The sequence below is a fragment of the Methylobacterium sp. Leaf117 genome, from assembly GCF_001422985.1.
GTDB lineage: Bacteria > Pseudomonadota > Alphaproteobacteria > Rhizobiales > Beijerinckiaceae > Methylobacterium.
In genome coordinates, this window is sequence record NZ_LMNL01000003.1 from 1 (window position 1) to 22,526 (window position 22,526).

General features: G+C 70.5%; 17 protein-coding genes. 8 read left to right on the plus strand and 9 right to left on the minus strand.

Translation table 11 applies throughout. From position 1 onward, the window contains the following. Positions 1-2,465, minus strand: a 2,465-nt coding sequence (locus tag ASF57_RS04375; RefSeq protein WP_244476807.1) for an autotransporter-associated beta strand repeat-containing protein, incomplete at its 3' end; no start/stop codon positions are given. Positions 2,466-2,745: 280 nt separating this feature from the next. On the opposite strand from ASF57_RS04375, the gene ASF57_RS04380 reads away from it, so the two are divergent. The 3 genes from ASF57_RS04380 (at position 2,746) to ASF57_RS04390 (ending at position 7,843) form a co-directional block, all read left to right on the plus strand. After that, positions 2,746-5,292: an ABC transporter transmembrane domain-containing protein gene (locus tag ASF57_RS04380; protein WP_056480731.1), complete on the plus strand. Its 2,547-nt coding sequence runs from the start codon at positions 2,746-2,748 to the stop codon at positions 5,290-5,292. A gap of 161 nt (positions 5,293-5,453) precedes the next feature. Then, a complete protein-coding gene (locus ASF57_RS04385; protein WP_056480540.1) occupies positions 5,454-6,713 on the plus strand; it encodes a murein L,D-transpeptidase family protein in 1,260 nt (419 codons plus the stop codon). 230 nt (positions 6,714-6,943) lie between these two features. After that, positions 6,944-7,843, plus strand: a complete 900-nt coding sequence (locus ASF57_RS04390) for an MBL fold metallo-hydrolase (protein WP_056480543.1) — start codon at positions 6,944-6,946, stop codon at positions 7,841-7,843. A gap of 52 nt (positions 7,844-7,895) precedes the next feature. Here ASF57_RS04390 and ASF57_RS04395 read toward each other — a convergent pair whose 3' ends face one another. The 7 genes from ASF57_RS04395 to ASF57_RS26170 all read right to left on the minus strand — a co-directional run bounded on the left by ASF57_RS04395 (position 7,896) and on the right by ASF57_RS26170 (position 15,939). Further along, complete coding sequence (locus ASF57_RS04395; protein ID WP_056480546.1) at positions 7,896-9,368, minus strand: amino acid permease; 1,473 nt, start codon at positions 9,366-9,368, stop codon at positions 7,896-7,898. Between the two features lie 184 nt (positions 9,369-9,552). Continuing rightward, complete coding sequence (locus tag ASF57_RS04400) at positions 9,553-10,290, minus strand: DJ-1/PfpI family protein (RefSeq protein WP_244476815.1); 738 nt, start codon at positions 10,288-10,290, stop codon at positions 9,553-9,555. 83 nt (positions 10,291-10,373) lie between these two features. Continuing rightward, entirely contained in the window at positions 10,374-10,754 is a 381-nt protein-coding gene (locus ASF57_RS04405) for a response regulator (RefSeq protein ID WP_056186984.1), read from the minus strand. 15 nt (positions 10,755-10,769) lie between these two features. After that, a complete protein-coding gene (locus tag ASF57_RS04410; RefSeq protein WP_056480549.1) occupies positions 10,770-12,035 on the minus strand; it encodes an ATP-binding protein in 1,266 nt (421 codons plus the stop codon). Positions 12,036-12,338: 303 nt separating this feature from the next. Next, complete coding sequence (locus tag ASF57_RS04415; RefSeq protein ID WP_244476808.1) at positions 12,339-13,853, minus strand: M48 family metalloprotease; 1,515 nt, start codon at positions 13,851-13,853, stop codon at positions 12,339-12,341. 5 nt (positions 13,854-13,858) lie between these two features. Further along, entirely contained in the window at positions 13,859-14,752 is an 894-nt protein-coding gene (locus ASF57_RS26335) for a DNA-binding protein (protein ID WP_200935812.1), read from the minus strand. 995 nt (positions 14,753-15,747) lie between these two features. Further along, on the minus strand, positions 15,748-15,939 hold the full coding sequence (locus ASF57_RS26170; protein ID WP_056480551.1) for a DUF2735 domain-containing protein: 192 nt from the start codon (positions 15,937-15,939) through the stop codon (positions 15,748-15,750). 337 nt (positions 15,940-16,276) lie between these two features. On the opposite strand from ASF57_RS26170, the gene ASF57_RS26340 reads away from it, so the two are divergent. The 5 genes from ASF57_RS26340 (at position 16,277) to ASF57_RS04445 (ending at position 21,122) form a co-directional block, all read left to right on the plus strand. Then, positions 16,277-16,420: a hypothetical protein gene (locus tag ASF57_RS26340; RefSeq protein ID WP_200935813.1), complete on the plus strand. Its 144-nt coding sequence runs from the start codon at positions 16,277-16,279 to the stop codon at positions 16,418-16,420. A 104-nt stretch (positions 16,421-16,524) separates the two neighbouring features. Next, entirely contained in the window at positions 16,525-16,950 is a 426-nt protein-coding gene (locus ASF57_RS04430; RefSeq protein ID WP_056480553.1) for a helix-turn-helix transcriptional regulator, read from the plus strand. Between the two features lie 142 nt (positions 16,951-17,092). Beyond that, positions 17,093-18,271 carry a methionine adenosyltransferase gene (metK, locus tag ASF57_RS04435; RefSeq protein WP_056480554.1) on the plus strand — a complete coding sequence of 393 codons (1,179 nt, stop codon included), beginning with the start codon at positions 17,093-17,095 and terminating at the stop codon, positions 18,269-18,271. 4 nt (positions 18,272-18,275) lie between these two features. After that, complete coding sequence (locus ASF57_RS04440) at positions 18,276-19,040, plus strand: tRNA (guanine(46)-N(7))-methyltransferase TrmB (protein WP_082503678.1); 765 nt, start codon at positions 18,276-18,278, stop codon at positions 19,038-19,040. Between the two features lie 342 nt (positions 19,041-19,382). Then, positions 19,383-21,122 (plus strand): HWE histidine kinase domain-containing protein, encoded by a 1,740-nt coding sequence (locus tag ASF57_RS04445; protein WP_056480555.1) that lies wholly within the window; start codon positions 19,383-19,385, stop codon positions 21,120-21,122. A 19-nt stretch (positions 21,123-21,141) separates the two neighbouring features. On the opposite strand, the gene ASF57_RS26345 is transcribed toward ASF57_RS04445, so the two are convergent. Continuing rightward, the gene (locus tag ASF57_RS26345) at positions 21,142-22,275 is read right to left on the minus strand and encodes a hypothetical protein (protein WP_056184770.1); all 1,134 of its coding nucleotides are present in this window, start codon (positions 22,273-22,275) and stop codon (positions 21,142-21,144) included. Between the last annotated feature and the right edge of the window lie 251 nt (positions 22,276-22,526).

Sequence of the window (22,526 nt, forward strand, 5' to 3'; positions counted from 1 at the left end):
CGCAACCCGAGAGCCTGAAGACGCAGCGGCCCGATGGTGGAGAAGGCCACGTCGTTGCGGGTCAGGGTCAGGTCGACCGCGTTCGCGCCGTAGCCGAGGGTCGGCGTCAGGAAGGCGAAGTTGGCGCTGACCCCGGCGAACCGGCCCTGCACGCCGYYGGCGGCGGTCAGGACGGTGTAGCGGGTGCGCGGAGCGTAGGCGCCRTCGGCCGCCAGCACCTGCACGGTGCCGCCCGCCAGCGTCGCGGTGCCGGCCACGGYGAGGCGGTCGGCCCGRCCGTCGGCGTCGGCCTCGACCCGGAGGGTCGTGCCGGCCGCGAAGGCGGCGTTGCCGGCGACGGTCAGGGTGCCGATGGAATTGCCCGGCGCCACCACGGCGCCGGCCTGAACCGCGAGGCCGCCGATCGTGCCGGTGCCGCCGAGGCTGGCCCCGTCGCCCACCGTCACGAGCGCGTTGGCCAGGCTGCCGTCGACCGCGAGCCGGCCCTGGGCGACGCCGACCGGGCCGGACAGGGTGCTGAGGCCGGTCAGCGCGAGGCTGCCGGCGCCGGTCTTGGTTAGGGTGCCGCGGCCGGCGATCGGGTTGGCCAGGGTGGCGTCGGTGGCCTGGTGGAGGATCAGGCTGGCATTGTCCAGGATGGCGCCCGAGCCGAGGCCGGCGGCGGAAGCCACGAGAGTGCCGCCCGCGATGGTGGTGCCGCCCGCATAGGTGTTGGTGCCGGTCAGCACCAGGGTGCCGCTGCCCGCCTTGGTCAGCGAGCCGCGACCGCCGATGTCGTTGTTGAAGCTGTCGAGGGCCGAGACCCCGCCCTGCGCCGCATCCATCGTCACCGTCACGGCGTCGTTGAACGCGCCGTACCCGTCCGCCGCCGCGTACAGGTTCAGGCGCCCCCAGCCGTCATAGGTGTTGCCGCTAAGCAGCGGATAGCCGGAGGGCAGGCCCGTGGTCGCCAGAACCTCCCGGCGCTGCGCGTCGCTGAGATAGGGGAAGCGGGTGAGGAGGAGCACCTGCGCCTGGACCGGAACCTCCGCGGCCGTCAGGGGCGTGCCCGCTCCGGTCGGCCGGAAGCCGTAGGTCATCCGGGCGGCGTAGTCCGCCTTGTTCTGCGCGGCATTGCCGAAGGGATCGGCCGCCCGGTTGGCTGCCGTCCCGGCGAGACAGCCGGACACGGTTCCCGCCCCGCAGCTCGCGGCGAGGTAGGCCTGCGTCTGCTGGTAGGCCTGATAGACCGCGTAGGCACCGGCATTGGCCGGATTGGTCCAGTCGATCCGGTTGCCCGCCGCGTCATAGAGGGCGGCGTAGATGTTGGTGGCGGCGATCGCCGTCGCCTGCATCCGGCCGCCGATCACGTCGAGGGGCGAGTGCATGCCGGCCAGGATGCGGTTGTTGCCGACCTCGGAGGCGCGAGTGAGGAGTTCCTGCATCCGCTGCGGCACGAGGAAGCCGACCCCCAGGGTTTGGAGATACCCGGAATTGGTGTGGCCGCTCGGATAACCCCCATCCGCGTAGGCGTTCGTGGTGTTCTTCCGGGGATTCAGCAGCACCGGCACGGCGACATCGGTGGTGACGCGGTAGGGGCGGGGCGCGGTCCCGATTCCCGGCACGTAGGCACCGACCCCGAAGGTCGTGGGGGTGAAGGCACCGGCTGCGTTGAAGGACCCGACATCGGGGGCCACGAGGGGGCGTCCGCCGTTGGCGTCGATCATCGCCTGGGTGACGGTGAAGCCCTTCACCCAGCGCTCCGCGGTTCCGTAGACCGCCGGGACGGGGAAGTTCGCGAGGTAGCTCGGAACCACGAAATTCGCCGTGTCGGCGGCGGATAGGGCCGTCTTGTTCGTGGTGGCATTGTAGTCGTTGAAGCGGGCCGCCAGGGGATCGAGGGCCGGATTGAGGCCCTGATAGCGCCCGAAGACGCGCTTCGAGGGTTCCGTCGAGGCATTGGCCCGGACCGTGTTGTCGATGAAGCCGACGGCCGCCGCCAGGGGCGTCGCCGTCCCGTCGCCGAACGTCGTCGCGCCTCCGTTCGCGTTCGAACCGGTGTTGAGGCTTCGGCCGTAATCCGCCAGCGTCGTGGTCGCGTAGGTGGTCGGCGTCAGCTTCGCCGGCCGGGTGCCGGTGAACGAGGCCCCCGCGCCGGTGAGATAGGCGGCGGTGAGGGGACCGAGCCCGTTCAGGATGCTGTAGGCCTGCCCGGTGCGGTCGTCATGGATGGCCGCCAGCGTCTGGTCCGCGGTCCGGGCCTGCGTCATCTGAACGACGGTCTGGTAGTTCTGGGTCATGACGGCGGGATTGGCCGTCATCAACCCGACAAAGCTGTCGAGGACGCGCGGAACGACCGTTCCGGGTCTGACCGAGGTGCTGTTGGTGAAGCCCACCGGCGGGGATGTCGGGATCTGCTGTGCGGTTGCCCCGAGCGGCAGAAGGCCCGTCGCAGCCAGCAGGGCGGTCTTGAGATGTCTGGACACGAAGCCTCGCACGGAAAGCAGGCCGAAGCCTTGTTGCGGTGCAGCGCTAGCTTGGCCGTACGACGGGTCCATGACGGAATCGACTGCCGCGCCGTCGTGAGCCGGACCACCAAATTTCCCGTTATGGTTGTGTTAAAATTGCCGCGATCGGGATGTCTGCGGTTGACGGAGGACCGCGCTGGAGGCCGGTCGAGGTGCGTCCCCGCGCTTTCACCGCGGCGGACGATCCTCTAAGCCGCAGCCATGCCCCGTGTCCCGGGGCGTCGTGGACAGGGTGCCGATGGACCGCGATCCGATCGCCTTCACCTGGCGGACCGCGCGGCGCGAGCATGCCGCCGCGGTCGGGCTGGCGCTCGGCCTGGGCGGGCCGCTGGCGCTGCTCGCGCTGCTGTGCCTGCGGGATCTCGTCGGCGTCCAGGTCCACGACACCGAACCGGTGGGCCAGTTCCTGCGGATCGCCGCGACGCTGCCCTGGCGCTCGCCCGCGGAGGGGCCGTTCGTCGCCTTTGCCGGCTGGAGCTTGCCGCCGGCCGACCTCGTACGCGCAGCCTTCGTCGGACTCGCGGCCGCGGCGCTGGCCTCCGCCGGCCTCGGCTGGGCCGTGGCGCGCCTCTGCTTCCACGCCCAGACCCGCACGGTGGCGGCCCTCCAGGGGCGGGTCATGGAGGCCATTCTGCATGCCCCCCCGAGCGCCCGCGACGAGGCCCGTGCCCTGGCGCAGGCCATGGGCGATCTTCTGGCGCGCCTCGACACCCTGTTCGGATTGGCGATCCTGGTGCCGGCGCTGGCCGTCGGCGCCACCGGCCTCGCCCTGGTCCTGTCCTGGCTCGCCGCGCCGCGCCTCGTCCCCACCGTGGCGGTCGGGCTGGTGGCGGCCGGGCTGGCCCGGGCGCTGATCCAGCGCCGGATGCAGGACCGGGCCGCCCTCCGGCTGCGCGCGGGCGGTGCGGCCGGGCGCGCCCTGGCCGATCTGATCCGCCGCATGCCGGCGGTGCGCGCCCACGGGGCGGCGGCCTTCGAGCGCCAGCGCCTCGCCGCCAAGGGCGCCCACACCCGCGATGCGCTCGAAGCCTCCGAATCCGCCCTGGCCTACGCCCGCGCCCCATCCATGGCGCTGGCGATCCTGCTTCCGGCGATCGTGGTCGCGGTGGCGCTGTGGCGCGGCCATGACGGCACCACCGCGCCGGTCGAGCCCGGGGCACTGCTGGCCGCCGGCGGCGGCTTCGCGCTCGCGGTGGTGGCGCTGACCGTGACCCTGCGGATGGCCAGCCTCCACCGGGCCGTCGCGGGGCCGTTTCGCGAGGTCGCCCTCGACGTGCCGGCGCTGGAAGGCCGGGCCCCGGTGCGGCCGGGCACGATCACGGCCCTGCCGGAAGCGGGAACGCTGGTGGCGCAGGGGGTCGGGGCCTACGACCCCGCCACCGGCGAGCGTCTGGCCGGCGTCGACGCCACCCTGCCGATGCCCGGCCACGTCGCCATCCTGGGCGAGCGCGGCAGTGGCAGCCGGGTCCTGGCCGCGATCCTGGCGGGCCAGCTCGAACCTTCAGCCGGCGCCGTCAGCTACGGTGGCACCGACCTGCGGGCCTTCGAGCCGGAGGCGCGCGCCCGGCGCATCGCGCTGGCCGGCGCCGAGGCCATCCTGATCGAGGGCACCCTGCGCCAGAACATCCTCTACGGCGCCGCCGTTGCGCCCGACCGCGACGAACTCATCGCGACCCTGCGAATCACCGGCCTCGACGCCTTCGCGTATGCGCGGGGCCTGGAGGGCACCGTCGACCCGGCGGCCGAGCCGGAGATCGCCCGCGCGGTGGTCGCCGCCCGCCACGCGGTGCGCGAGGCCCTGGCCGCCGACAAGGCCGGGCGTCTGGTGGAACCCTTCGACCCCGCCCGTTACAACCACCAGGCCACGGTCGGCGAGAACATCCTGTTCGGCGAGGCGGTGGGGCCGGCCTTCGCGCAGGACCACATCGCCGCCCATCCCTATCTGCGCGCCGTGCTGGAGGCCGAGGGACTGAGCCGACCGCTCACCGAGATCGGGCTTCAGGTCGCCCGCAGCCTCGTGGAGATCTTCGCCGACCTGCCGGACGACCACCCGCTCTTCGAGACGTTCTCGCTGTTCCCGGCCTCCGAGCGCGGCTTCTTCGAGGATCTCGTCGGGCGGCAGCCCGAGGCCAAGGGCTGGCGCCGCGGCCCGGCCGGCCAGCGCGACCGCAAGCGCCTGATCGGCCTGGCGCTCCGCTACAGCGAGACCCGGCACCGCTTCGGCCTCATCGACGCCGCCTTCGAGGAGCGGCTGGTGGAGGCCCGGCGCTCGTTCGCGCGCCTGATGCCGCCGCATCTCCGGGGCAGCGTCGAGTTCTACGATCCCGCCCGGCTCACCGCCGCCGCCAGCCTGGAGGAGAATATCCTGTTCGGCCGCATCAACGGCGAGGAGGCCGGCGCCGAAGCCCGGGTGCGGGCCCTGGTACGCCGGGTGCTGGCCGACGAGGGACTTGAGCCCGCCGTCTATCGCCTCGGCCTGGAGAGCCGGGTCGAGCCGGGCTTGGCCGGAGGCGGCGCCAGCCTCGGCGAGAACGCCATCGGCCCGCGCGAGCGCATCGCCATCGATCTCGCCCGCTGCCTGGTGCGCCGGCCCGACATCGTCGTCATCGCCATCGCGCTCGAGGATGGACGGTCCGACGAGATCCGGGCCCGCCTCGGAGCCCTTCGGACCGCCCGGGCCGGCCGGGGTCTCGTCGTCTGCCTGCCCGACGCTCGGGCGCTCGACGGGATCGCGCCGTTCGACGCGGTGCTGCGCGTCGAACGCAACACGGTGATGGCCGCCTGATCGCCGAGGAAGCAGCGAGGAAGCAGCACGGGAGCCCCTCACGTCCCCGGGATAACCGAGCGGCCCCTATTGCCGCCCCAATGGGATGCGATAGGCAGGTTGGCGTGCATCGTGCACGGCCGTCCGCGACCGAGCGGACGGGGCGCTCTTCAGGGCCGCGCATGGTCTGTCTGTCCCGGAACCCGGCCCGCCGGATTTCGCTTCTCACGCGTCCGAACCGCCTCGCGGTCCCGGTGCTCCTCGCCCTCGGGGGCCTGATCACCGTCCCGGCCGCCGTCGAGTCCGCCTCGGCCGCGACGGGCAAGGCCTTCGCGCCGATTCCGGCCGCCACCCTGGCGCTGATGCAGGCCAAGGGCACCACCGCCGCCGCGCCGGTGCTGTTCCGGGCCTACAAGAAGGAATCCGAGATCGAGGTCTGGAAGCGGGCCGCCAGCGGCCGCTTCGTCCACGTGAAGACCTTTCCGATCTGCCGCTGGTCGGGCCAGCTCGGGCCGAAGCGCAGGACCGGCGACCGCCAGACGCCGGAGGGCTTCTACACGGTGCCCCAGCGCCAGATGAACCCGAATTCGCGCTACTATCTCTCCTTCGACGTCGGCTACCCCAACGCCTATGACCGCGCCCACGGCTCCACCGGCTCGGCCGTGATGGTGCATGGGGTCTGCTCGTCGATGGGGTGCTTTGCCATGACCGACCCGGTGGCGGGCGAGATCTACGCCATCGCCCGCGAAGCCTTCGCGGGCGGTCAGGCCGCGTTCCAGTTCCAGTCCTATCCGTTCCGGATGAATGCCGCGAACATGGCCCGCCATCGGACCGATCCGAACATCGATTTCTGGCGCCAGCTCAAGGAGGGGGCCGACCGCTTCGAGGCCCTCGGCGAGGAGCCGGCCGTCAGCGTCGTGGCGGGGCGCTACGCCTTCGCGCCCGCCAGAGACCCGGCCAAGGAGGCCATCGTCGCCGCCCACCGCAGGGCCGAGGAAGCCCGCATCGCCACCCTGGTGGACGAGGGCAGCGCGGCCGTCCGCACCACCTATTCGGACGGGGCGCAGCACCCGTTCTGGGCGGCGCTCGCCGCCAAGGGCACCTCGCTCGGGGACGTCAGCCGGCCCGAGGCCCTGGCCTATGCGGGGCAGGAGGTGGTGGTCATCGCCGCCCGGCCGCGTCCGGTCCAGGTCGCCGAGGCGGTGTGGTCGCGCTGGATCGCACCGGATTCGCTGTTCTCGCGGACCCGGATGCCCGGCTTCGTGCCCGCCCACGAGCGCCCGGCGGCCCGCTTCGCGCCGGTGCTGACCACGACCGGCGCCGAACCGGGTGGCTATCCGGTCGCGTGGCCGCGTCTCGTCCGCCTGAGCCTGTCGGGCACTCTGCCGCCGCCCGCGACGGGTCCGATCCGCGACGTCGTCGACGTGCTGGCCCAGCGCTGACGGGGTGCTGTGGCTCGTCAGACACGACCCGGCCTCGGACCGTCGTGCGGATGATTCCGCTCCCGGCCATGTGCGGGCTCGCACATCGGGGGTCTCGGGGGATTACTACCTCAGAGGCGTTCCACTTCGATCCCTGCACCTGCCCATCGCCGATCTGCTCGAACTGGATCGCGTCGGCGCGACGAAAGGCACTCGACCTGAACGGGATCGGGGCACATGGTAATCGAACGATGACCCTCTTCACCCATCCCGCCGCGGAGGACGGCCTCACCCTCACTTTCTGGGGTGTGCGTGGTTCGACGCCCGTCAGCGGCCCGGATTACACCGAGTTCGGCGGCAACACCCCGTGCCTGGAGGTCCGCTGCGGCGAGCGCCTGTTCCTGATCGATGCGGGCTCGGGCATCAATGCCTGCGGCCGGCACCATCGCGACGCGATGCCGAAGGCGATCGACCTGCTCTTCAGCCACCTGCATCTCGATCACACGGCCGGGTTGCCGTTCTTCAAGCCGGTGGTGCTGGATCCGACCCGGACCCTCAACACCTATTGCGGCAATCTCGACGGCGCCAGCGCCTCGGAGGCCCTCGATCGCCTGTTCGCGCCGCCGCTGTTTCCGGTGACCCTCGACATCATTCCGTGCCACCTCGCCCATCACGGCTTCAGGGCGGGCGAGCGACTGACCTTCCCGGACGGGACTTCGGTCGACACCATCCTGCTTAATCACCCGCAGGGCTCCGTCGGATACCGGTTCGAACATGCGGGCCGGCGGCTCTGCGTGATCAGCGACATCGAGCACAGCGACCCCTGGCCCGATACCGCCCTGACGGATTTCGTGCGCGACGCCGACCTCGTTGTCTATGACGGCATGTTCACCGAGGGCGAGTATCCGGTCTGCCGGGGCTGGGGTCACTCAACCTGGCAGAAGGGCGTGGAACTGGCCCAGGCCGCCGGTGTCGGGGCGCTCGCCATCATCCACCTGCATCCGTGCCACACCGACGCGATGCTGCGCAGCGTCGAGGCCGACATGCAGGCCGTGATGCCCACCGCGTTCATCGCCCGCGAGCGCCAGAGCGTGGCCGTGGGCGAGCCGGTCCGCGCGGTTCCGCCCCTGGCTCTGGCCCGCAGCGCCTGACGGGCGCCCCGTCCCGAGGGAGGGGCGGCCGGCCGATCAGGTCCTTGGCGGGTTACGTCGTGGTCTCGCGCCCGATGCGGCTGTGGTGACGGCTCCAGGCGAAGTAGATCACCAGTCCGATGGCGAGCCAGACGATCAGGCGCAGCCAGGTCTCCGCATCGAGCGACACCATCATGGCAAAGCAGCTGACGATGCCGAGGATCGGCACGAGGGGTACCAGGGGCGTACGATAGTCGCGGCGTGCATCCGGCTGGGTCCGGCGCAGAATGATGACGCCGACGCAGACGAGAATGAAGGCCAGCAGCGTGCCGATGCTGGTCATGTGGCCGAGTTCGGAGATCGGCAGGAATCCGCTGAAGGCGCTGGTGAACACCATGAAGAACAGGTTCGACCGGTAGGGCGTCTTCCAGGTCGGGTGGATCTTGGAGAAGAAGCCCGGCAGCAGGCCGTCCTGGCTCATCGAGTAGAACACCCGGCTCTGGCCGAGCAGCAGCACCAGGATCACGGTGGAGAAGCCCGCGATCACCCCGAGCGTCACGAGGCTGCGCAACCACGGGAACGGGGTCTGGCCGATGGCGGTGTTCACCGGGGCGGCGTCGCCCTTCATCTGGTCGTAATGCACGAGGCCGGTGAGGACGCCCGCGAAGGCGATGTAGATCACCGTGCAGATCGCTAGCGATCCCAGGATGCCGATCATCATGTTGCGTTGCGGGTTCTTGGCCTCCTGCGCCGCCGTCGAGACCGCGTCGAAGCCCACATAGGCGAAGAACACCACCCCGGCGCCCCGCATGATCCCGCTCCAGCCGTACTCGCCGAAGGTGCCGGTGTTCTCGGGGATGAACGGCACGTAGTTCTGCGCCTTGATGTAGAACAGGCCGACGCCGATCACGACCGCCACCACGGCGAGCTTGATCACGACGACGACGGCGTTGACGCGGGCGGATTCCCGGATGCCGATCATCAGGAGCGCCGAGGCCGCCACGATGATGAAGATCGCCGGCAGGTTGACGAGCCCGTGCGCCATGGTGCCGTCGGGAAGCGCATAGGTCTCGAACGGGGAGCGGACGAGGCTCGGGGGCAGGTTGATGCCCAGGGTGTCGTGCAGGAAGCGCGTGACGTAGCTCGACCAGCTCACCGAGACGGTGGCGGCGCCCACCGCGTATTCGAGCACGAGATCCCAGCCGATGATCCAGGCCACGAACTCGCCCATGGTGGCGTAGGAATAGGTGTAGGCCGAGCCCGCCACCGGGATCATGCCGGCGAGTTCGCTGTAGCACATGCCCGCGAAGGCGCAGCCGATGGCGGCGATGACGAAGGAGATCACCACCGCCGGGCCGGCATACTCGGCCGCCGCGATGCCGGTGAGCGAGAACAGGCCGGCCCCGATCACCGCGCCGATGCCGAGGGCGATGAGGCTCCAGGGACCGAGGGTGCGGGTGAGCTTGTTCTCGCCCCCTTCCGCGTCCCGGTTCAGCCGTTCCAGCGATTTGACGCGTGTGAGGTCGCCCGCGAAGCCTGCCGCCATGGGTTTGTCCTATCCTGGTCAGAAGCGAAGATCCGCGCGACGCCGCGCCGATCCGGGATGCGATGATCTCGCGGGAAAGTCTCGTGCGATGAATCCGTATGCCAGTCCTTTGCGATCCCGGCGCCTGCCCGCCTGAGTGGCAGATGCCGACGTACGCACCTGCAGGTTTCGGGCCGAACGGTCGTCACGGGCGCGCAGCCATCGCCGCAGCCGCCGCTTCCGAACCCGCGATCAGCGGGCCCAGGATCGCCCGGGCTCGGGCCGTGATGGCCGGGCCGGCAGCCGCGGGCGTTCCGGCGTCGAACGGCGGCGCCGGGGCGTATTCCGCCACGAGCTGGCTCGTGCGGGCCGCGTCCCCGCCAGCGAGGCGCGCGGAGAGCGCCAGGGCGAAGTCGAGGCCTGCCGAGATCCCCGCCGCGGTGACACGGTTGCGGTCGAACACCACGCGCGCCTCCACCGGGATCGCCCCGAGGCGCGGCAGCACTTGGTCCCGTACGCACCAGTGCGAGGTGGCGCGGTAGCCCCGCAGCAGACCGGCGGCGCCGAGGATCAGCGAACCGGTGCACACGCTGGTGATCCAGCCGGCCCGCGCCCCGCGATCGCGCAGGAACGCCAGGGTGTCGGCGTCGCGCATCTGGCCGGGCGTGCCGTCGCCGCCCGGCACGAACAGCACGTCGAGGTCGCGCGGGCAGGTTTCGAAGCTCTCCTCGGCCACGAGCGCGAGCCCGGTATCCGAGGCGACGCGTCCGGCCGTGCGGGCCACCAGGTGGAGCCCGCCTCCGGCGATCCCGGCCAGGAGCGCCTGCGGCCCGACCAGATCGAGGGCGGTCATGCCGGGATAGAGCAGCATCGCGATGCGCAGCGGCCGTGCGGATGCGGGGACGGGTGCGTCCGGGGCAGACCCATCTCCGGCCTGGGCCATCCGGGCCGACGCAGCCGTCAGCGCCGCCGCGGTGCCGGCCAGCCCCGCCAGGGTGACCCGGCGGTTGGGACGGTTCGGCGGCGTCACGCCGCGTCCGGCCCGACCTCGAAGGACGCGATCGCCTTGATCAGGCTCACCGCCCGATAGGGCTTGGCGAAGAACACGCTGCCCTCGATCAGGCGGGGCGGCGTCTGCGAGAAACCCGTCGCGTAGATGACCGGCAGGCCGGGACGCAGCCGTCGCGCCGCCTCGGCGAGCTGCCACCCGTCCATCTGCCCGGGCAGCCGGATATCGGTGAACAGGATGTCGATCGCGGTCTCGGCCTCCAGGATGGCCATGGCGCTCTCGGCGGTGGTGGCCTGGACGACCGTGAACCCGAAATCTTCGAGATCGGCGGTAATGACTTCGAGCAGAAGCGCCTCATCCTCGACCATCAGGATTCTGGGTTTGGGCGAGCCGCTCATCGTCGTCGCGTTCCGTCAGGCAAAACCGAGGCGGGATACGCGGTCGGCTGGTGCCGTCTTTTCATCGGCAGGCACTGACGATAGCTGGGTTCCGTCGCGTGGCAAGTAGATCCACACCGAGGTTCCCTGGCCGGGACGGCTCACAATCTCGGCATGTCCATCGGACTGCTTGGCGAATCCGAAGACTTGGCTCAGGCCGAGCCCGGTGCCCTCGCCCACCGCCTTGGTGGTGAAGAACGGCTCGAAGACGCGGGTCAGGGTCTCCGGGCTCATGCCGGTGCCGCTGTCCTCCACCACGATGGCGACGTGATCGATCGCCGGCAGGTCGGCGATCCGCGCCGCTTCGGCGGCCGGGATGTTGCGGGTGTGGATCACGGCGCAGCCGCCGTCCGGCATGGCGTCGCGGGCATTCATCGCCAGGTTCAGCAGGGCGTTCTCGAGCTGGTTCGCATCGACGCAGACGGGCCAGGCCTGCGGCTCCAGGACCAGCTCGGGCTTCTCGACGGCGCCGAGGGACCCGCGCAGACGCTCTGTCAGGTCGTGGATCAACCCGTTCGGGTCGAGGCGGGCCGGCCGCAGGGGCTGGCGCCGCGCGAAGGCGAGCATCTTCTGGACGAGGGCCGCCGCGCGCTCCGCCCCCGTGAGGGCGCCGCGCAGGGGGCGATGCATGCCGCTCTCGGCCGGAAGGAAGCGCTCGATCTGGTCGAGATTGCTGATGACGACGCCGAGCAGGTTGTTGAAATCATGGGCGACGCCTCCGGTCAGGGCGCCGATCGCCTCCATCTTCTGGCTCTGGCGCAGCATCTCCTCCGCCCGGTCGCGCTCGGCCGAGGCTTCGTGCAGGGCGGCGAGCGCCGCGTCGCGCTCCTGCACGCGGGCCAGCAGGACGGCGTTGGCCCTGCGCAACTGCTTGGGCGACGGCAGGGCCAGGGCCCTGCGCAGCAGCATCCACAGGAGGGCGGCCGTCACGATCGAGGCCACCGCCGCCTTGACCGCGGCCTCGGCGGCGTAATCCGGCACCCACAGGGTCCAGATTGCCAACAGATGGGTGATGCCGCAGGCCAGGATGAAGAGCGCGAAGGCCCAGACCATCCATCCGAAGACGAGATCGCGCCGCCGGGTGACGAGGACGCCGAGGGCGACCGGAATGGTGAAGTAGGCCAGCGCGATGATCGCGTCGGAGACCATGTGGGTCCAGATCAGCTCCGGCCGCCACGACAGGCAGATCCCGTGGGGAGCCAGGCTGGTGCCGTCGAGGAAGCCGGTCAGGGTCTCGATCATGTCGCGTCTCGACGGGATGGAATCAACCGCCGCAGATCAGTCCGGCGCAGCGGGCGGCCGTTCCGAATAGGATAACCCGAAGATCAGCCGTCGTTCCAGGTAAAAATATAAACTATATCATGAGCCATTTCAGCTCGGTCATGCGCGAGCCTGGGACTTATTGGTTCTTGCACGCATGAATTGTGCTTTGGTTTTTTCCTAATCTCGAAAACTCAAGTCTATCGTGCTTCAGCCGATATCCGGGGCGGGCGCGCACGGTCGACGGGGCGGACGACGGGCGGCGGAGCCGGGTAACGGCGCCGCCTATTCGACCACGACCTTGTAGGCTTGGCCGACCCGGAGGTGCGCGCCGCGCTCGAGGCCGTTCAGCACCTGGAAGCGCTCCAGCGGCTTGTCCGGTACCACCATGCGCTGCGCCAGGGTCTCGACGGTGTCGCCCGGCCCCGCGGTCACGACCACGAGGCGCAGGGCGCGCAGGGTGCGGGTCTCGGCCGGATCGATCGACGACAGGCTCTCGGTCCAGCGTCGGAAGGCCCCGTCCGGATCGGTGCTGCCCTTGGCCGCCATGATCATCCGGAAGGTCGTCTCGCCGGTCCGGATCGCGGCGAGGCGGAAGGTCCAGTCCTTGCCCCGCGACAGGGCGGTGGCGGCCGGGTAGCCGGCCACCATCCGGTTCTCCAGGGAGCCGGGCTCGATCACGTCGCTCCAGGTCGCCTTCAGCACCTCGTCGAGGCCCTGGCCCGGATGACTCTCGACCTGGTCGAACAGCAGGCGGCGGCTGCCCTCGCCGGTGGTGCCCAGCACCGCGTTGCGGGTGTTCTCGATCGAGAAGCCTTCAGGCACCTCGAAGGCGATGCCGAGGCCCGGATGGAGGAAGCGGCGCCCGCGCACGACGCCGTCGCCGGGATTGTCGCCGTAGGCGATGCCGTCGATGGCCGCGAGGTAGCGGGCGCGCTCGTCGACGCCGAGGCCCGGCGCACCGATCAGGCGGCCGGCACGGGTCACCAGGGTGATCCGCTCGGTGGTGCCCGGGTGGGTGGCCAGCATGTCGGGCTCACCGGCCATGCCGGTGCCGGTCTTCAGCGCCGTGGTGCGGTTCAGGGCGGTGAGGAAGCGCCCGGCCCCGAACGGATCGTAGCCGGCCCTGGCCAGAGTGCGCACGCCGACGGTGTCGGCCTCGAGTTCCTGGTCGCGCGAGAACCGGGCGAGGGCGAACTTCGACTGGCTCTGCAGCTGCGCGCCGGTGACGGGATCGTTGAGCACGTCGGCCACCACCTTGCTGACCAGCTGCGAGCGCAGGGCCAGTTCGGTGCGCGCCGTGGCGTGCCGCAGGGTGACGTGGGCGATCTCGTGGGCCAGCACAGCCGCGATTTCCGAGGTGTCGCTGGCCAGGGCGAGCAGGCCCCGGGTCACGTACAGGCGGCCGCTCGGGAGCGCAAAGGCGTTGATGACGGGCGAATCGAGCAGGGTGACCGCGTAGGTCTCTTCCGGCCGCTCGGTCGAGCGCACGAGGCGGTCTGTCACGTCGCTGACGAGCTTGAGCGCGGCCGGCGAGCGATACTCGCCCCCGAAGGACGCCACCAGCTTGGCGTGGTCGGCATCCGAGGCGGTGCGCTCGCGTCCGGTGGTGCGCGGCGCCTCGCGTGGCACCGCGACCGCTGCCGTCTGCGGCACCGCGCCGGTCTGATCGCCGAGGCAGCCCGAGAGCAGCAGGCCGAGGACCGGCCAGGTGCCGGCGCGGACGCCCCGCCGGGCGCCGCGACGGGCCGCGCGCGGCCGGGCGGTCGCGCGCATCGTGAGGCGGAGGATCGAACCCATGCCGTTCAGCGCCGCTGCGCCTGCTCCCCGTCCAGAACTTCGATCATGTCGGCACTCGCGATGTCGAGGGTCGGGCCGCGCCAAGATTCGAGGATGCCCCGGACCCGGAGGTGACGTCCACGCCAAGCGGTGGCCCGCGGCGCAGGCGTCTTCCCGTCCGCACCCCGGCCACCCGCATCTTGGCCAACGACATCTTGGCCATCCGTGTCCCGGAAGACCGGTCTCTGCAAACCACGTTCCTGCAACTGGCGCCAAGTGCGTTTCGACACGGTTACCGTAAGCCCGTCCTCACCCTTGCGGGCGAAGTCGAGATAGGTCCGCCGCGCCCGTTCGCCGACCCACAGGACGGTCCCTTCCGCCACCACGAAACGGCCGATCCGTTCGCGCAGGGCGGGCCCGTCCCGGACCTCGGGGCGGCCTTGACTCCAGAGACCGAGCCGCTGGCTCCGGGCTCCGGCCTCGACGGCCAGGAGGGCCGGGCGACACAGGCTGTCCCGCTCACCCGCATCGACCTCGGCGAGGCCGCCCGCCACGAGGCCGGCCGCGAGGTCCATGGCCTCCGGCTGTCTGCCGGCCTCAGCCTCGCCCGCCCTCGCATGGATCGGGATCGCTTCGACCGGGATCGCGTCGACCCGTGACCGGCCCCAGCGGTCGGTGTCACCCCGAGGCACGACGGTCAGGGCGCGGCCCTGTCGCGCGATGAGCCAGGCCCGCGCGGCTTCGGCGCTCTCCGGGCCGTCCGGCCAGTGCACCCCGTCGAGCACGGCCCGCGCGCCCGAGGCGAGGATCAGTTCGCCCCGGGGGCCGAGCCCAACGAGGCGGTCCTCCCGCGCGGGCGCCTCACGGCATTCCGGCGCCACGGCCCTGGCCGGGCTCGACAGCGCCGGCAACCCGCTCATGGCAAGGCCGAGGAGCCAGCCCGCTCTCCACCGGCAGGGCGATGGTCGCTGCGCGATCGTCACGAACCCGGCCCCCGGCTCCCGTTGCGAATCCGGCGCCATTGTCCTCCGCGATCGGGCCGAGACAAGGAAGTCTCGGTGTCTCGGAGCGGTTCAGGACGCGTTGCGGCAAGATCGCCACACAAATCGATCGCCACACAAATCGATCGCCACGCAGGAGTTTGGGGCGGAGCCCGGAATGCGCCTGCCCGGTTGGCGGCCCCGTGCGATGGTGTTAGGAACGCTCCCGGTGAGTCTCCGTAGCTCAGCTGGACAGAGCACAGGTTTCCTAGATCACAATTGGGCGTCGCGAGGGGAAACCGCGCGGCGGATCCGCTCAAATTCGGGGAACGCTCAACGTCCGCTTCCCGCGGACACAGCCAATCCCGAGCCAAGCCCGATGCCCCGACGGGGACCGGGACGGTGTAGAGACTAGACGGGCGGCACCTAAGGACCTCGGCGACGAGGTCTACGGTGAAGGGATAGTCCAGACCACGAACGCGCCCTCGGGGGTGCGGCGGCGGAAGCCGAAGTGGGATGAAACCTGGGGTCGCAGGTTCGAGACCTGCCGGGGACGCCACCATCTTTGCTCGGGCGTGCGACGTGTCGCGGCGCCGAGCGCTTCCCCTGGCGGGCTGGCGGGGCTGCGTCTCACGTAGGACGGATCAGGGCCGCCCGCATACGCCGTGAGGTATGTGTTCGCAGATCGGCGACCACCGGGTAGGCGAATTACCCAATGACACCCGCCTGATCGGCGCGCATCTCGTGATGGTCGATGCGGCCGGCGACGTGAGCCTGACGGTTCCCTTCGCCAAGGACTTGATACCGCCCGACTTGATACCGCCCGGCAAGGGGGGGCGAGACCCGTCAGTGAAGCGTGGACGCGAATCTGAACATCGCATCCATAGCGCGGGCGAGCCGACGTCAGGGCATGCGGGTGTCAGGGTATGCGGGTGTCAGGGTTTGCGGGTCCGCGACGCGTCCTCGATGGCGGCCTGATGATACCAGCTGTCGAAGGCAACCGCCGGCGGCAGGCGTTGCGCCTTCGCCTCCGTCTTGCCGATCAGGCCCGAGGCGTCGGTCGCCAGATCGCGACGGCTGCGGAACGGCAGAATTTGGGCCGTCTGCTGATGATGTCCACTCGTCATAGGTCGCAGAGTCCTTCGTGTGTCGGGACCTTGTGCGCGGGTCCTTGCCTGCACTGCCATTGCGGTGCCGTATGGCGAGAGTATAGGCACGGAAGAGCAGGTTTGCATCCTGCAAACCTTGAGAAATCATGAAGTTGCGAGAAATATAGGCGTGCCACATATTCTTTCAGGATCGGTCAAGACTCCTGACCGATCCGGTCGACGACGGGGGCATGAGTGTTTCTTAACCGTGTTCGCCCGGATTTCTGCCCGGGGCGAATCGAGGTGCGCTGGCGCAGCGTCTCTGTCCGAACGCCGAAGCTAGACCGCCCATCCCTGAACGGATGGGACCGCGGTGATGAGCTCCAAGATCATTCTGGCACTGACGCTGATCGTCTTCCTGACGACCGGCCGGGCGCCGGGCATGCGGGAGCTGCGCAATCCGGACGCGGAATCCGGCGCGGCCCGCCTCGTGCACGCCCTCAAGCGGGACGGCGTCTGATTGTCCACATGATCGGCGGTCAAGAGGCGGGCCGCGCAGGGATGCCGGTTTGACGCCCGGGAGTGCCGGTCATACCGTTCGCGCGCTTACGAGGGTCGGGCGGAATGGCGGGACAGAAGACCGATGCACGCGACGTGCATGTGGGACAGCGGATCGCGGAGCAGCGCAAGAAGGCTGCGTTGACCCAGAAGCGCGTCGCCCAGAGCTTCGGGATGTCCGCGGCCCAATTGCAGAAGTACGAGAAGGGCACCAACCGCATCAGTGCCATCCATCTCGACACCTTCAGCCGGATGACCGGTGTTCCGATCGCGTATTTCTTCGACGGCCTCGACCACGGGGAGACGGCGTCGGCCGGCGAGGGGAGCGGCCCCGGTTTCTCCGAGCCGGCCCAGCAGACCTATGCCTCCGAAAATCCCTGGTTGGGACTGGCCGAAATCGTGGTGCGCCACGTCAGGGCGCATTTTCCCGAGGCGGAGCGCCGCCAGTTCGCCGCTGCGCTCCAGGTCATCGACGACAAGCTTGTGGGCTGATCTATCGTCCGGTTCGTTCGCTATGGCGGATTTATCCGGTCTTTCGGCTTGACCCTCTGCGCCGTGACTGCCAGACATTCGCGCCTGAGACGTTCAGAAAAGGCGCCCCATCCGTCCGGGCGCTCAGTCCATTGGGGGCTCCATGCCGCGTTCCAACTACCTGTTCACCAGCGAGTCGGTCTCCGAAGGTCACCCGGACAAGGTCTGTGACCGGATCTCCGACACCGTCGTCGACGCCTATCTGGCGGCCATGCCGGAGGCCCGCCTCGGCGTCGAGACGCTGGCGACCACCAACCGGATCGTCATCGCGGGCGAGGTGCGCGGTCCCGATTCGGTGACCTTCGATCACCTGACCGAGCTGACCCGCGAGGCGGTCAAGGACATCGGCTACGAGCAGTCGGGCTTCCACTGGAAGAACAACGACATCGCGATCCACCTGCACGCGCAGTCCGCCGACATCGCGCAGGGCGTCGACTCGTCCGGTAATAAGGACGAGGGCGCGGGCGACCAGGGCATCATGTTCGGCTACGCCTCGGACGAGACCCCCGAGCTGATGCCGGCGCCGATCTACTACGCCCACAAGATCCTCAAGGACCTCGCCGACGCCCGCAAGGGCCGGAAGGGCGATGCCGCCAAGCTCGGCCCCGATGCCAAGAGCCAGGTCACGGTCCGCTACGAGAACGGCCGCCCGGTCGGCGTCACGCAGATCGTGCTCTCGACCCAGCACGTCGACGAATCGCTCGATTCAGCCGACGTCCGCGCCATCGTCGAGCCCTACATCCTGGCGGCCCTGCCGCAGAACTGGGTCTCCGAGGAGACGGTCTGGCACGTGAACCCGACCGGCAAGTTCGTCATCGGCGGTCCCGACGGCGATGCCGGCCTGACCGGCCGCAAGATCATCGTCGACACCTACGGCGGTGCGGCCCCCCACGGCGGCGGCGCCTTCTCGGGCAAGGACCCGACGAAGGTCGACCGCTCGGCCGCCTACGCGGCCCGCTACCTTGCCAAGAACGTGGTCGCGGCCGGCCTCGCGACGCGCGCCACGATCCAGCTCGCCTACGCCATCGGTGTCGCCAAGCCGCTGTCGATCTATGTCGACCTGCACGGCACCGGGCAGGTCGACGAGGCCAAGCTCGAGGACGTGCTGATGAACGCCTTCGACCTGTCGCCTCGCGGCATCCGCACCAAGCTCGGCCTCAACAAGCCGATCTACGCCCGTACCTCCGCCTACGGCCATTTCGGCCGCGCCCCTGAGGCCGATGGCGGCTTCTCGTGGGAGCGCGTCGATCTCGCCGACAGCCTCAAGTCGGCGCTGGCCTGACCCCATGACGCTGGGGCGGGATCCACACCCGCCCCAGCGAGGCGGGACCGAAGGGGAGGGCGCCGACCGCGCCTTCTACGGGCGCCGCAAGGGCAAGCGCCTGCGCGCCGGCCAGGAGCAGCGCCTGACGGAGCTGCTGCCGATGCTGCGGCTCAGCCTGCCGCCCCAGGGCGAACACCTCGATCCGCACGCGTTGTTTCCGGTGCCGACCGACGAGGTCTGGCTGGAGATCGGGTTCGGCGGCGGTGAGCATCTCGCGGCCCAGGCGTCGGCCAACCCCCGCACCGGCCTCATCGGCGCCGAGCCCTTCGTGAACGGCGTGGTCAAGCTCCTGCGCGCCGTGGATGAGGCCGATCTGCGCAACGTCCGGGTCTGGGACGAGGACGCCACGGCCCTGCTCGCGGCCCTGCCGACGGCGAGCCTGTCGCGGGTCTACCTGCTCTATCCCGATCCGTGGCCGAAGCGCCGGCAGCGCAAGCGCCGCTTCGTCTCCGACGCCGCACTGGCCGAGATCGCTCGCGTGCTCAAGCCCGGGGGCATCTTCCGCTTCGCCAGCGACATCGACGACTACGCCGGCTGGACGCTGGTCCGCGCCGCGCGCTGCCCCGATCTGGCCTGGACCGCCGAAGCGGCCGGAGACTGGACCCGGCCCTGGGCCGACTGGCCCGGCACGCGCTACGAGGCCAAGGCGCTGGCCGCCGGTCGGCCGCCGAGCTATCTGGAGTTCCGCCGCGTCGCGACAGTTTCGGGCGTCGCACCGGGCGCCTGAACGAAGCCGAGCCCCGGCATCCCCAAGATGTCGCACAGGACATCGTCCGACAGGCTGCAACTCTCGCACGAAATCGACCCGGGGGATCAAAGATCCGACGCCGTCATTCGGAGGGGGGTTGTTCGTCGAATCTGGATTGCCATCTCATTCCTGCCTTATTCCATCCGATCTTCAGCGGTCTGATGGTCGACGATGGCGTGCGCGCTTGTCGGTCGGACTCGCCCGCGAGTCCGTGACACGAGGTCGGACCCCGCTGAGCGAGGATGTGGCGTGGACGACGCTTCAGATCGGCAGAAGGCTCCGGGTCTGCAGGAAGCTTCAGGCTCGCGAGAAGCTCCGGGCTTGCGAGAAGCTTCGGAACAGGCTCCGCATCGGAGTGCGGACCTGCGCGACACCGCCTTCGCACAGGCACCGATCGGCATTCTCGTCAGCGATGGCGCCGGCCTGATCCGCGACGTCAATCCTTACCTGTGCGACCTCCTGGGTTATCCGGCCGGTGCCCTCGACGGGCGCTCTCTCTCGGTCCTGGGCGCCGTGGCCCCGCGGGCCTGCATCCGGCGCTGGATGCGCGCGGACGGCACCGGTCTCGACATGCGTCTGCGGCCCTCGCCGATGCGCGACGACCGGCAGGTCTTCGTCGTCGAAGCCGTCGACCCGGACGAGGTCGTGCGGGCCGAGGAGAATCAAGCAGCCCTGACGGCAGCGGGCCTCGGCGAGTGGCGCTACGATTTCACCGACGGGCGGGTCGTCCTCTCGCGCCGCGCCGCGCACCTTCTCGGCTACACCCCCGGCATGCCGGTGTCCTGGAATGCCCTCAAGGCCACCCTCGACGTTGGCGAGGCCGCCCGCATCCGGGTCCAGGTCCGCGCCGCCCTGAAGGACGGCCAGCCCTTCGCCTTCGAATGCCGCCTGCGCCGCGCCCGCGACGGGGCCGCCGTCGACGTGGGGGTCCGGGGGCAGGCCATCCCGGCGGCCGAAGGCCATGGCCGGACCACCGCCCTCGTCGGTGTGGTCGAGGACGTCACCACCCGGGTCGAGGCCCGCAACGCCCTGCGCGACGGCGAGCAGCGCCTGCGCATCGCCACCTCCCTGGCGGCCCTGGGGATCTTCGAGTGGCACATGCTCGACGATCAGGCGATCTGGGAGAACGAGCGCATGTTCGCGATCTTCGGGCGCAGCGCCGCCGACGGCGCCCTGGGCAAGCGCGAATTTCTCGAGACCGTGCTCCACCCCGAGGACCGCCCGGCCTTTCGCGCCGCCATCACCCAGGCCCTGCGCGAGGACAGCACCCTGGCGGTCTCGGGCCGCATCCGCCGCCTCAGCGACGGGGCGTGGCGCACCCTCGACTTCGCGGGGCGCTTCGAGCGCGATGCCCCCCACCGCCTGCCGCGCCGCCTGATCGGGGTCGTCGCCGACGTGACCGAGCGCCGGCTCGCCGAGGAGCGCCAGACGCTCCTGATCCGGGAATTGCACCACCGGGTGAAGAACACCCTGGCCACCGTCCAGGCCATCGTCGGATCGACCGCCCGCACCGCTTCCAGCATCGAGAGCTTCTACGAGGCCTTCGTCGGGCGGATCATGTCGCTGGCCCATACCCATTCGGTTCTCACCGAGGACACGTGGCAGACCGCCTCCCTGCGCACTCTGCTGGCCAACGAACTCAAGCCCTATGCCGAGGGCGCCCTGACCGGAACGGATGACGGGGATGCCCGCATCCAGCTGTCCGGGCCCCCGATCGACATGTCGTCCGAGATCGCGGTGCCGATCGGCATGGCGATCCACGAACTGACCACGAACGCGGCCAAGTACGGCGCCCTGTCCACCCGCGACGGGCGCGTCGCCATCACCTGGGCGCTGGAACCCGGCGGCCCGGCCGGGACCCTGCGCTTCTCCTGGGTCGAGAGCGGCGGCCCGCCCGTCAGCCCGCCAACCCGCCAGGGCTTCGGCTCGCGCCTGCTCCAGCGGGTGCTGACGGCCCAGGTCCGGGCGGAAGTGTCGATGGCCTACCCGGCGGAGGGCTTCGCCCTGACGATGCTCGCCCCCCTGCCTGTCCGCAACGCCGCGCTCAATCCGCTGGCCTGAGTGCCGGTCGGGGCGCCGCTCAGGCGGCGCCGCGGTTGTCGGTTTCACCGCCGGCCTCGACGAAGGCCTTGAGCTCGTCGAGGGAATCGAAGGTGTAGCGCCCGCGCGGCGTCTCCGCCTCGATCACCCCGTTGGCGTACATGACGTAGGTGTTCCCGCCCGACTTGTAGGTGCCCACGACCGGATGGTCCGGCTCGGGGACGGGCTCGGCCTCGTCGGTCGGAACCGCCGCAGTCTCTGAAGCGCTCGCAGGGGCGCTCTCCCGGACGCTCTCCGGAGCAGGCTCCTCGGCCGGAATCTCCACGAACGGCACCGTTTCGATCGGGGCGGCGGGCGGGGGCGTCGCCGCCGCTGCGTCCGGCTCGATCTCCGTGAACGGGGTTTCCGCCTGGGGCGGTTGCGGGAGCAAAGTGTCCGGGGGCGAGGCTCCTTCGACCAAGGCTGTCCCGTGCCGGGCTTCGTCGTGCCGGGCTTCGTCGTGCCGGGCTTCGTCGTGCTGGGCTTCGTTGTGCGGGGCATCCTCGTGCGGGGCTTCTTCGAGGGGCATGCCGGGGCGGAGGGTGTCCCTCAACGGAGCCGCGAAGAGGTCGTGGTCCGAGGCGGAGGCGCCGTCCGGCCGCGCGTCCTCGGGCAGATGGTTCGGCAGCAGCGGTTCGACCGCACGCGGCTGCGGCTGCGAGGGCGGGTCGGGATCGAAGAAGGTCGGTTCGAGGCCGTGACGGCCGGTGGTCCCAAGCCCTGCGCTTGATCCAAGCCCCGCGCCTGATCCAAGCCCTGCGCCTGCGCCGAGCCCTGCCCCGGCGCCAAATCCTGCGCCCAGGCTGGCAGCCGTGGCGGCTAGGCTCGGGCGGCCGCGGGCACCTACGCCCGGCTCCATCCCCCCGGTGAAGCTGTCCGGGTCGGTCGCCGCCGTCGGCGGCTCCGGAGGCGCGGTCTCCGGCGCGCGGGTGGCCGCCATCGTCCGTTCCAGCCCGCGCAGGCGGCCGGCGACGACGGCGAGGCCGAGCAGCACGGCTCCGGCCGAAGCCGTGGTGGCGCCCGCGATGGTCATGGCGAGACCGCTCTCGAGCCGAACGTAGGGGAATCCCTGGATGACCGATACGATGCCTCCGACGATCATGACGGCGGCCAGCGCGAACAGCGCGATGCTCATGGACTTCTCGACAAACGCCTGCATCTTACAGATGCGGCGCGCACACTAAAGGCCTGACCGGCATTTGCAAAACGCCGAATGGCGCGGCGGGCGCCTCCGCGCACGTGGCGCGCGGTCAAGATGATCGACCGGATCGGGCTCCGACCGGGAATGGGGCCGGCCCCGGAAGGGCATCGACTTCACCCGGGCATCGACTTACGTAACGACGCGTTGGTGCGAAGATCGCGCGCGGGTCGCGCGCCTGATCGTGT